The sequence below is a fragment of the Sphingobacterium sp. IITKGP-BTPF85 genome, assembly GCF_001006065.1.
Taxonomy (GTDB): Bacteria; Bacteroidota; Bacteroidia; order Sphingobacteriales; family Sphingobacteriaceae; genus Sphingobacterium; species Sphingobacterium anhuiense.
On the sequence record NZ_ASZT02000167.1, the window covers coordinates 1 to 10,124 of the forward strand.

Below are 10,124 nucleotides of genomic sequence, written 5' to 3' on the forward strand. Positions count from 1 at the left end.
CATTCTTCTCCCGTTTACAAGTACTTTGGGGTCAATTTTGTTTTTTGTATTATATTCTTTTATTTCTCTTTCTCTTTTTTCAATAAAAGGTGTTAAAAGCGCAATCTTTTTAAGTTCCTGAATTTCTTCATCGCTGAGATACCTAATGGTGGATATTTTGATATAAATGGATCTTTTAATTCTTCTTCCTCCGCTTTCCTGCATACCTCTATAATTTTTGAAGGAATCGCTCAGCAAGGTATATGTCGGTATGGTAACAATTGTCTTGTCCCAGTTCTGCACGCGTACATTATTTAGATTTATTTGGAGTATATCGCCATCAACACCATATTTAGGCATTTCTATCCAATCTCCAACACGTACAGAATCATTAGCAGAGACCTGTATACTTGCTACAAAACCAAGAATGGTATCTTTAAATACCAGCATCAAAATAGCAGAGGCAGCTCCTAGTGAAACAAGAAATGACCAAGGAGAATTTCCTGTAAGTACAGAAACAATAAGAGTTCCAACAACAAATATCAAAAATATCTGTAACACCTGAATATAACTGTCAACAGGTTTATCCACAAAACCTTTAGATGAACGAAGTATATCTCTTGCAGTCTTTAACAGTGCATTAGCCACACCATAAATAGCGAAGATCATCAAAATACCAAGTAGTTTTGTTAGTATGTCTATAAAAGATGGGAAGCCGATAAATATATTGGGTAGAAACTGCTGTGCAATTGCTATCAATATAAAACGGCTTAAATGAATCTGTACCTTATTTTGAAGTAATTTATCATCCCAATTAGTTTTACTTTTTTTAATAAACCTGGTAACGATTGAATTGAAAAAGAAACGAAAAAAATAACCTAAGAACAGCAAGAAGATAAAAGCTACAATAATGAGAAAAGTGGCACTTAGAATATGTGCTGTTTTATCGTGTACTCCTATTGTTTCTGCAAGGTTAAATGTCCACTGGTAGATTGAACTTGTTGTTTGTCCGGTAATGTTAATACTATTTGATTTCTGCATATTAACAAACAAATCTACAAAAAAATAAATAGATGGGTTTTTGACCTCTTCTAAAGAGTTCTAATTTGTTCGTCTGTTTTCTTATCTGCCCATAAAAAGCAGACTATTTTTTGTTTAAAACAGAAGCAGGGCATTCCCCACTTCTGTGTTTCAGTTATATTTTTATGGTGATTAAGTATAATATGCCTTAGTGAAGTAAACAGCCCCTTATTGGTTCTGCTTTGGTCAGATAGTAGTTATAAACATGCTCGATCATACGCCCTATTTTACTGCAATAAAAAAGTCAATTTCTGCATCAGTTGGATCTAGTGCCTTTTCTCCAAAGATTTCAAAATCTGTTGTAAATGCTCGATCTAAATCTAAATTCCAGATTTCCTGCCATTTGTTGACAATCAAACCCTTCATTAAATTTCCTTTGGCAGTTAATTTCAGATACTTTCCGCCTTCAATTGATTTTCCTATCATTCCTTCCGGAATTGTCGATAAATTTTTCACTTTACATCCCAGTACTGCTGTATATGGTTCAGTATGGTCACTTACATAATTTGTGTATACAGAATATATCGTGTCGTCAATCTTATTTGGAATTGCCTCCAACACATTCTCCTTGATAAATCTATTCCATAAATCGGTAATATCTGTAGCGGCCAGATTGTTTTCGTTTGTTGTTCTGATAGAAATGCCAATTAATTTAAAGGGCTCGGTAGTAATTTTTTTCATGTATTAATTATTTGGTACGTTACAAAACTACTATGGTCCTGTGACAGCCTTATGTCAAGGGCTATGAATAAGATTTCTTTTTGCAGCTTTCAAAATATTGTTGCAGAGTTATGTCATGTGGCTCAAACTGTTCGTTTAGCGTTAACAGATCTAAAATTCTATCAAGACGGAATGCTCTAAAATCTTTTCTTAAACGGCAGTAAGCAATAAGTAACCAGTTTTCCTGTGTGCTGTAGATTGCAAAAGGTTCAATAGTTCTTTCAGTAAATTGTTTGTTTTCTGAAGAAGACCGGTATTTGATTTTTATAAGTTTAAAATTCGTCATAGCCAGCTGTATTGTTGACAGATAATTACTGGTACTGTCATTGTCGGAATTTATTCTGAATACCACGCGATCGGAAAGTAAGTTTGCTTTATCTTTCGTATTATTTCTAAGTACAGATTTAATTTTATTTATTGCTTCCGAATACTCCTTAACGAAGGAACTTCTTTATTTTTTAGGATCAGCTGTTCTGCCGTAATCAAAGCATTGGCTTCACTTTCAGTAAACATTATAGGTGAAACCCGATAGCCATCCATTAAAGAATAACCTTTTCCCTCCTCAACCAGAATAGGTACACCAGCCATTTCTAAAGCTTTTATATCCCTATATATCGTCCTTTTTGTTACTAGGAATTTTTCGGCTAATTCAGAAGCTGTAATAAGACGTTTGGTTTGCAATTGGGTCAGGATCGCCGTTAGTCGGGAGAGTCTTTTTATATCTTTACCATTATCCATTTCTAATTCTGAGCTTACTATTATTAATTTGTCAACATTCATCTATGATTAAATCAAAAATATACAATAGAATAATTGAAAAAGTATAGATTCAAATTAAATTTAAGTACTGAATTTTTTATGAGAATAATGTAACGTTTCACTGTCAAAATTAAAACAATGTTATCCTGATATTGTTTTAAAAATAAGATTACATTTTTGATAAACCGATTGTATAATTTAATAACATGGAAACAATTATATTTTTAACCGACTTTTCTGTTGCTGCACGTCACGCATTTGATCAGCTACTTACCATCGCAAAACGGACAAAAATTAAAAATGTGATCATTTATCATTCTTTGGCCTATTTTAATAGCAAATTTTATAATACCGGAGACTTCATGCTTCCTCCTCCGGTAATTGATGAAATGGAAATAGACGATGTGAAAGGAAAATTGCGCCTTCTGAAACAAGAACTTTCGACAGTATCTCCGATGACAGCGATAAGTGCACATTACGACTTATTGACCGTTATGGATGGTGTTCTGCGAATTTCTGAAAATGAGAAAATAGACCTTATCATTGTTGGTTTGAGAGGAAGTGACGATGGCGGGAAAAATAGTGTAGGATCAACAACCGTTGATCTTATCGAATCGCATGCCTTTAATCTGTTACTAGTTCCAGAAATGAATCTGGCACATCTTTATAAAAAAGTACTTTTAGCTGTAGATTTATCACATTTGCATGAAAGGCTACCTGTAAAAATGATATTTCAGATGCAAGAACTCCTTAGTTTAGAATGGCATGTAGTCAATGTTAGTATCCAAGGTCAGCATTCTGCCGCTCAACTTATAGAAGAGCAGTCATTTTTACATTCAAGTTTAGACAGTCTTGAGCCGACTTATTCCTATCTGGAGGGAGAGGATATAGTTGAAAAGATTAACACCTATGTAGAAGATCATCATATAGACCTCTTAGTTACAGCACCTCGAAAATTAGGCTTTTTAGCCACTTTATTTCGTAAAGTGCTTCTAAAAGTTAGCTGTTCACACCAGAGTACCAATATTGATGTTGTTTCCATAGAGGTCGCATTACCTACTGGAGGTTTGGCTACGTGTATTAGTCTATTCTTTAGTGTTTATTATATTTGATTTACTATTATTAGAGACTAATCTCGCTATCACCACTGCAGGGTATAATATCCCAATAACAGATAACATAACTGATAGCATTCGGGCCGACATTCCATCTGGATAGATATCGCCATATCCTACAGTGGTAAGGGAAACTAAACTGTAGTAAATATACACAGAATAGTCCATGTCATTATTTACTAACAGCACATTTCCTGTAATAGATTTTCCAGTCTGTATGTTTAAAATTTCAAAAGTAAAAGCTCCCATCAAAGCAAATAATAAATACACATTTATAGCACCAATAATGCGGTACTTATTGGTATTACTGTCTCTGAAAAGTAACCTGATATTAATGAGTATAAATTGACTCATATTGATAAGCCCTGCCAGTCGTTCGATCAGGTAGTATTCCTTTGGTGTATCGTCAAATCTGATCAACTGTAGGATTAAATGAGCACAAAACAAGAGTGATGATAGGTAAATACTCCACTTTTCTTTACTGGAAAAAATTCCAATAAAATACAATACCAAAAATAAAACATTTAAGATGATGATATTTGCAAAACCTTGCTCCAAGAGAACAGGCATTACAAATACCATAAACATCAACATCACCAGCAAGGTGACAAAACTAGCATCAGAAAGCCAGTAGTTCTTTATTTTGCGTAGCGTATGTTTCAAAATTAAGTAGTGTGATTTTTTTATAAATATCGTCTCAGTCAAATCATGTATTAAAGCTGTTAAGCGGCTCTTTTATTGCTTAAGCTTTTTAATAAAAAATATCCAAGTAATCCAGCTAAAATTGAAGAGATCAGTATAGATAATTTTGCTTCATTAACATATAAAGGGTTATCAAAAGATAGTATGGAAATAAAGATAGACATTGTAAAACCAATACCCGCTAATAATCCAATTCCTATTATGTGTTTAAAATTACTACCTTCGGGTAGACTGCTAATTTTTAATTTAGAGCAGATGAAAGCCATTAGAAATATCCCTAAAGGTTTCCCTAATAAAAGTCCAAGGCTGATACCGAGACCCAAAGGAGCTATTAAGCCATGAATCATTTCACTTTCAATAGTAATATTGGTATTTGCAAAAGCAAAAATGGGAATAATTAAAAAATTGACAGGTTTTACCAGAGCATGCTCTAATCGCTCTAAAGGCGATTCGATTGCCGTATCGTTGGTCGGTATCGTCATAGCAACCAATACTCCGGCAACAGTAGCGTGAATACCAGAATGGTGTATGAAATACCAAATAAATATACCTGGTATTAGGTATAAGTAAGGATTTAAGATATTTAATCTATTCATGATAACTAGAATAGCAAGACCAATTCCTGCATATATCAGATAAGTTATTTCAATGCCAGAGGAGTAAAATAACGCAATTACTAAAATTGCGATCAAATCGTCTACAATTGCAAGAGCTGCCAAGAATATTTTTAAGCTTGCTGGTATCCTGTTTCCAAGAAGCGTTATAACAGCTAAAGCAAATGCGATATCTGTAGCCATCGGAATGCCCCAACCCGAAACAGTGTCTGTTCCTGCATTTATACTTAAATAAATCAGAGCTGGAATAACTGCTCCACCTATCGCGCAGAGGATTGGTAATGAAGCCTTTTTAGGAGAGGACAATTCGCCTTCAACAATCTCTCTTTTAATTTCTAAGCCTACCAGTAAGAAGAAGATCGCCATTAAACCATCATTAATCCAAAGGAGCACGCTATATTTCAAATGGATGGCAGTTGATTCATATCCCAGTTCCCAATCTAAAAGAGCCTGAAGAGATGATCCAAGTGATGTGTTTGCAATGATTAATGAAATAATGACACAAATAAATAATAGTATTCCGCCAGCATTACTAGATTTGAAAAAATCTTTAAAAACGTTTAGATTAATTCCTTTTTCCATAATTTCAATTGTAAAAGTTCAGTACAAAAATACAAATCAATGGAACCTATAACTAGTAAAAAAGAGACATAAATACAACCATATCGTTTCTTAATTTGCTTAATTAGTTCCAAGAATAATGCTTAGGAGAAACACCTAAATATTGTTTGAAATCCTTAAAAAAATGATTGTAATCATAATATCCTCCCTCAAAAGGTACAATATTTAATGGAGTAGGCATTTCTTTTTCATACCTTTCATAGGTGTATATGAAGCGTTGAAGTGAGATGTATTTCTTTGGTGTAATTCCAAAATATCTCAGAAAATTTCTTTGTAACCATTTTTTATTTACATTTTCACCTAATAACTTAGCAGTTGAGAAACAGTTACATTGCCCTTATATGTGTCTATAAAGCCTATTGCAGATTTCAGAATAGGCGGTAAAAAATCATCTATTTTTACTTGTTCAAGGGCGCTATTCCAGACTTGAAGTTTATCTTCTACTTTATTCTTGGTATACATCTCTGTAATCACAGAAGACCATTTCGTATCGGCGACATCTTCAAAACTGCAAACAGTATTATTAATTAGCGCGGTGCTATCGATATTAAAGATGGAATAAAATGATGCCGGATCAAAACGAATAACAGTAATATATGCTAAACCATCTGGTATTTCCCACTGCATATCTTTAATTATTCCACAACATAACCAAACGGATTTTAATTTAATGAGGTTACCATTTTTTCTTAGTATAGTTTCACTCGATAAGCTAGGCATAAAAATAAGCGAAGGAATACCATCATTGAATAAGGGCTGGTTTTTTTCTAGATCTTCGCATGCAAATACATATATTCCTAATATATGTTTATTAGAGCAATTTTTAGAAAGTAAGCTGTCATTTAAAGAATGTCGTTGACTTAGCTCATTTTTTTGATTCGATTTAATAATTTTATTGGCATATATATACGTTTTATCAATTGCTCGCTTACTTTGGTAGGTTCGATATTTACTGCTTATTTATAGCAATAATCATACCTATAAATGAGTATCCAACTTATATTTTAACAAGGTTTATTATACTACAGTTGTAAGTAATAAGAGTATTACAAAGTAATTTTTGTGTCCTTAATATAGTCTGTAATTCAGTATATTAATGCTTAACATGTTTATTAAATTTAGACCACACATGCTTCTATAAGTCATAATTTACGATACTTGAAAAAAATATGGTTAAATTGGAACCTTAATTAAACAAAAGGCATGATGAGTGAATCGATCAAATCTATCATTGTTGGCATTGTACAAGGATTAACAGAATTTTTACCCGTTTCATCTTCCGGGCATATTGTTATTGCCCAACAGTTACTAGGTTTACAATTTGATCCTGAGGAGAATTTATTGTTCGCTATTGTATTACATTTAGCTACAGCTTTGAGTACTATTGTAATCTTTAGGAAGGACATTTTGAAAATAATAAAAGGGATATTTCAATTTAAATGGAATGAGGAAACAAAATATTCTTGGTACATCGTACTTTCAATGATTCCCGCGGCATTGGTGGGAGTTTTTCTAAAAGATATGTTAGAAGAGTTGTTTTCCAATTTATTAATTGTGGGAATGATGCTTTTAATTACAAGTTGTCTTCTATTTTTTGCAAATAGAGCTAAAAATACAACTAGGTCGATAGGTACTAAAGAGGCCATCCTTATAGGACTTGCTCAATCGTTCGCTGCACTACTTCCTGGTTTATCCAGATCTGGCTCTACTATTTCAACATCTATATTATTGGGGGTTGATAAGTCTGCAGCTGCACGTTTTTCATTTCTTATGGTTTTGCCTTTGATACTTGGAGCTTCAGCCAAGATGGTATTAGATTTAAATGTTGAATATCAATCCTTAGCATCTTTAACGATTAAACCATCTTCCTTGTTATTAGGGTTTATAGCGGCATTTGTTTCTGGTTTGTTCGCGTGTACGTGGATGATTAATATTGTGAAAAAAGCTAAATTAACCTATTTTGCTATTTATTGCTTTACAGTAGGAATTACAGTCATAACCTATGCGTATTTTTATTCTTAATATTTAGCTACTTAAGTCAATAATTGGACGTTAACGCCCAATTATTGACTTGATGTATTGCGTGTAGAAGCAACTATATACACTACGCTATGATATATAACTTACAAATAGTTTTATAAACAAATTATTCAAGATATCGACAAAGAAAGCGCCAACCATAGGAACGATTAAAAACGCTTTGTGTGATGGGCCGTATTTATCCGTTATTGATTGCATATTCGCTACAGCTGTTGGGGTTGCTCCTAAGCCAAATCCGCAGTGTCCAGCACTTAATACAATAGCATCATAATCACTTCCCATAACTTTAAAAGTAATAAACATCGCAAAAAAGACCAGTAAAACAGTTTGTAATACTAAGATGATCAGTACTTGAGAGGCTAAGCCCTGCAATTGCCATAATTGTAGAGACATGAGTGCGATGGTCAAAAAAAGGTATAATCCTGTATTTCCTAGCACATCCACAGCATGATCATTGACGACATATTTTGATGTTCTATTAATGGTATTACGAATGATTACGCCAACGAACAAGCACCATACAAAATTTGGAAGTTCAATCCATGAGCCTTTTCCGTATTCATATAGTATTTGGCCTAATGTCAAGCAAATAGCAAACATGGTTAATGTTTCAATCATATTGCGAACATTGATTCTTCTTTTTGAAGCGGGACTTTCGAACATTTCCACTGGAAGTTCTTTTTCTTGAATTTCATGTGTAGGTTTTATATTTTTTTTCTTTAATAAGACTTTTGCAACAGGCCCACCTATTAATCCTCCCATAACCAATCCATAGGTGGCACAAGCCATCGCAAGCTCCATTGCTCCATTTATCTGGAAAGTATCTGTCAGATTTTGTGCCCATGCAGCTCCTGTTCCATGGCCTCCAGTCAGCGTTATGGAACCCGCGATCAATCCATAGCTGGGGTTTATGCCAAGCATTGAAGCTATAGATATACCAAATATATTTTGAACTATTATAAATGCTCCCGTCAGAACGACAAATATGAATAAGGGTTTTCCGCCTTTCTTAAGCTTTTCAAATTCTGCACTTAATCCAATTGATGTGAAGAAAAATAGCATCATGGTTGTCTGAAGTGAAGATTCAAATGAAAAGCTAAGATCCATAGTTACATGCAGGATGTAGAGTATAATGGCAATAAAAAATCCTCCAACAACTGGTTCAGGAATATTGTAGTTTCTGAAAAAACTCACTTTCTTAACAATAAAAAATCCTAAAAGCAATACTAAGCATGCGCACGCTAATGTTTCAAACAATCCAAAAGTCATAAATCTATTTTAAGTGTGGTATTCTAAATCTCAAAAAGAACTAAAGGTAGAAATATAAAATAGGAACTTCTATATAACAGTTATTTTTTTGACAATATACTTCATTGCATCAAAACAATATTATCTAATATTATTCTTTTACTTGAAAAAGGTAATAGTTCTTAATAAAAAAGACACTTAACATTAACTTAATATATGGCTCACCTTTTGTTCATACCTTTGCGAAAATAATAACTATGGACAATTATTTATATCTCGTAATTATTACGCTGATCACTTTAGGGATTATCGACCTCATGGTCGGCGTAACCAATGATGCTGTCAATTTCTTAAATTCGGCTATTGGCTCCAAAGCTATTTCTTTCCGCCTGATTATGATTCTCGCTAGTGCGGGTATTTTGTCTGGGGCGGTTTTCTCAAGTGGAATGATGGAGATTGCAAGAAGTGGAATTTACGTTCCTGGTATGTTCAGTTTTAATGATGTTATAGTTATCTTCCTCGCCGTCATGATTACAGACATCATACTCCTTGATGTATTTAACTATTTCGGACTACCGACCTCTACAACAGTATCCATCGTCTTTGAGCTACTAGGGGCTGCGGTCTGTCTAGGACTCTATAAAATAGTAAGTACCTCAGGCGATTGGTCAACGCTTTCACAGTATATTAATACAGAGAAGGCCTCCGAGATTGTCATCAGCATCCTCTTATCCGTGGTCCTGTCCTTCACTGTAGGTATGGCGGTACAATACCTTTCTCGACTCATATTCACCTTTCAGTACGAACGTAAGATCAAATCCTTCGGAGTTATATTTGGTGGTATCGCCTTAGCCTCCATTAGTTATTTTATCCTGATTAAAGGGATGAAGACCGTTTCTTTCATCGATAAAGCAACGAAGGAGTGGATTAACACGCACGAGCTGCATTTGATATTGGGAAGCTTTGTGCTGTTTACGGTCTTTAGTTTTATACTTATCAGGTTAAAAGTGAACATCCTTAAGGTCATTATCGGTGTTGGTACATTCGCTTTAGCTTTATCCTTTGCAGGAAACGATCTGGTTAACTTTATCGGAGTACCCGTAGCAGCCATTCAGGCCATCGGTTTCTTTCAGGCATCTGGTGGCAATCCGGACACCTATATGATGTCAGAATTAGCTTCTGCGGATATTGTTGCCCCAGCTTGGATATTATTTATCGCGGGTGCTATCATGATGATTACCTTATG

At 34.1% G+C, this 10,124-nt stretch carries 12 protein-coding genes and 1 pseudogene; 3 read left to right on the forward strand and 10 right to left on the reverse strand.

The genetic code is table 11. The features are described 5' to 3' along the window. From L950_RS22015 to L950_RS34340, 5 genes are all read right to left on the reverse strand, one after another. A partial coding sequence (locus L950_RS22015; protein WP_021190372.1) for a mechanosensitive ion channel family protein occupies positions 1-1,020 on the reverse strand: 1,020 nt, incomplete at its 3' end. 50 nt (positions 1,021-1,070) lie between these two features. Then, positions 1,071-1,223 (reverse strand): DUF1801 domain-containing protein, encoded by a 153-nt coding sequence (locus L950_RS37555; RefSeq protein ID WP_197086628.1) that lies wholly within the window; start codon positions 1,221-1,223, stop codon positions 1,071-1,073. Positions 1,224-1,281: 58 nt separating this feature from the next. Continuing rightward, positions 1,282-1,740 carry a GyrI-like domain-containing protein gene (locus tag L950_RS22020; RefSeq protein ID WP_021190373.1) on the reverse strand — a complete coding sequence of 153 codons (459 nt, stop codon included), beginning with the start codon at positions 1,738-1,740 and terminating at the stop codon, positions 1,282-1,284. Between the two features lie 61 nt (positions 1,741-1,801). After that, positions 1,802-2,065 carry a helix-turn-helix transcriptional regulator gene (locus L950_RS34335; RefSeq protein ID WP_231577779.1) on the reverse strand — a complete coding sequence of 88 codons (264 nt, stop codon included), beginning with the start codon at positions 2,063-2,065 and terminating at the stop codon, positions 1,802-1,804. A gap of 128 nt (positions 2,066-2,193) precedes the next feature. Then, the gene (locus L950_RS34340) at positions 2,194-2,559 is read right to left on the reverse strand and encodes a helix-turn-helix transcriptional regulator (RefSeq protein ID WP_231577780.1); all 366 of its coding nucleotides are present in this window, start codon (positions 2,557-2,559) and stop codon (positions 2,194-2,196) included. 185 nt (positions 2,560-2,744) lie between these two features. On the opposite strand from L950_RS34340, the gene L950_RS22030 reads away from it, so the two are divergent. Further along, positions 2,745-3,650 carry a universal stress protein gene (locus tag L950_RS22030; RefSeq protein WP_021190374.1) on the forward strand — a complete coding sequence of 302 codons (906 nt, stop codon included), beginning with the start codon at positions 2,745-2,747 and terminating at the stop codon, positions 3,648-3,650. On the opposite strand, the gene L950_RS22035 is transcribed toward L950_RS22030, so the two are convergent. From L950_RS22035 to L950_RS22045, 4 genes and pseudogenes are all read right to left on the reverse strand, one after another. Next, positions 3,624-4,316 (reverse strand): potassium channel family protein, encoded by a 693-nt coding sequence (locus L950_RS22035; protein WP_031288502.1) that lies wholly within the window; start codon positions 4,314-4,316, stop codon positions 3,624-3,626. The genes L950_RS22030 and L950_RS22035 overlap by 27 nt on opposite strands. 59 nt (positions 4,317-4,375) lie before the next feature. Continuing rightward, positions 4,376-5,551 (reverse strand): Na+/H+ antiporter NhaA, encoded by a 1,176-nt coding sequence (gene nhaA, locus L950_RS22040; protein ID WP_021190376.1) that lies wholly within the window; start codon positions 5,549-5,551, stop codon positions 4,376-4,378. A 103-nt stretch (positions 5,552-5,654) separates the two neighbouring features. Continuing rightward, positions 5,655-5,873 (reverse strand): annotated as a pseudogene (locus L950_RS37560) (helix-turn-helix domain-containing protein); the annotation flags it as partial. Positions 5,874-5,890: 17 nt separating this feature from the next. Beyond that, positions 5,891-6,217, reverse strand: a complete 327-nt coding sequence (locus tag L950_RS22045) for a hypothetical protein (protein WP_156169814.1) — start codon at positions 6,215-6,217, stop codon at positions 5,891-5,893. 576 nt (positions 6,218-6,793) lie between these two features. Here L950_RS22045 and L950_RS22050 point away from each other — a divergent pair. Then, positions 6,794-7,612, forward strand: coding sequence for an undecaprenyl-diphosphate phosphatase (locus tag L950_RS22050; RefSeq protein ID WP_231577781.1), 819 nt, complete (start codon positions 6,794-6,796; stop codon positions 7,610-7,612). An 87-nt stretch (positions 7,613-7,699) separates the two neighbouring features. On the opposite strand, the gene gltS is transcribed toward L950_RS22050, so the two are convergent. Next, positions 7,700-8,899 (reverse strand): sodium/glutamate symporter, encoded by a 1,200-nt coding sequence (gene gltS, locus L950_RS22055; protein ID WP_021190379.1) that lies wholly within the window; start codon positions 8,897-8,899, stop codon positions 7,700-7,702. A gap of 296 nt (positions 8,900-9,195) precedes the next feature. Here gltS and L950_RS22060 point away from each other — a divergent pair. After that, on the forward strand, positions 9,196-10,124 hold a 929-nt coding region (locus L950_RS22060; RefSeq protein ID WP_231577782.1), incomplete at its 3' end, for an inorganic phosphate transporter.

Coding starts and splice junctions, on each gene's coding strand:
- L950_RS22020 (WP_021190373.1), bottom strand. CDS start 1,740: ATGAAAAAAATTACTACCGAGCCCTTTAAATTAATTGGCATTTCTATC.
- L950_RS34335 (WP_231577779.1), bottom strand. CDS start 2,065: ATGACGAATTTTAAACTTATAAAAATCAAATACCGGTCTTCTTCAGAA.
- L950_RS34340 (WP_231577780.1), bottom strand. CDS start 2,559: ATGAATGTTGACAAATTAATAATAGTAAGCTCAGAATTAGAAATGGAT.
- L950_RS22030 (WP_021190374.1), top strand. CDS start 2,745: ATGGAAACAATTATATTTTTAACCGACTTTTCTGTTGCTGCACGTCAC.
- nhaA (WP_021190376.1), bottom strand. CDS start 5,551: ATGGAAAAAGGAATTAATCTAAACGTTTTTAAAGATTTTTTCAAATCT.
- L950_RS22045 (WP_156169814.1), bottom strand. CDS start 6,217: ATGCAGTGGGAAATACCAGATGGTTTAGCATATATTACTGTTATTCGT.
- L950_RS22050 (WP_231577781.1), top strand. CDS start 6,794: ATGATGAGTGAATCGATCAAATCTATCATTGTTGGCATTGTACAAGGA.
- gltS (WP_021190379.1), bottom strand. CDS start 8,899: ATGACTTTTGGATTGTTTGAAACATTAGCGTGCGCATGCTTAGTATTG.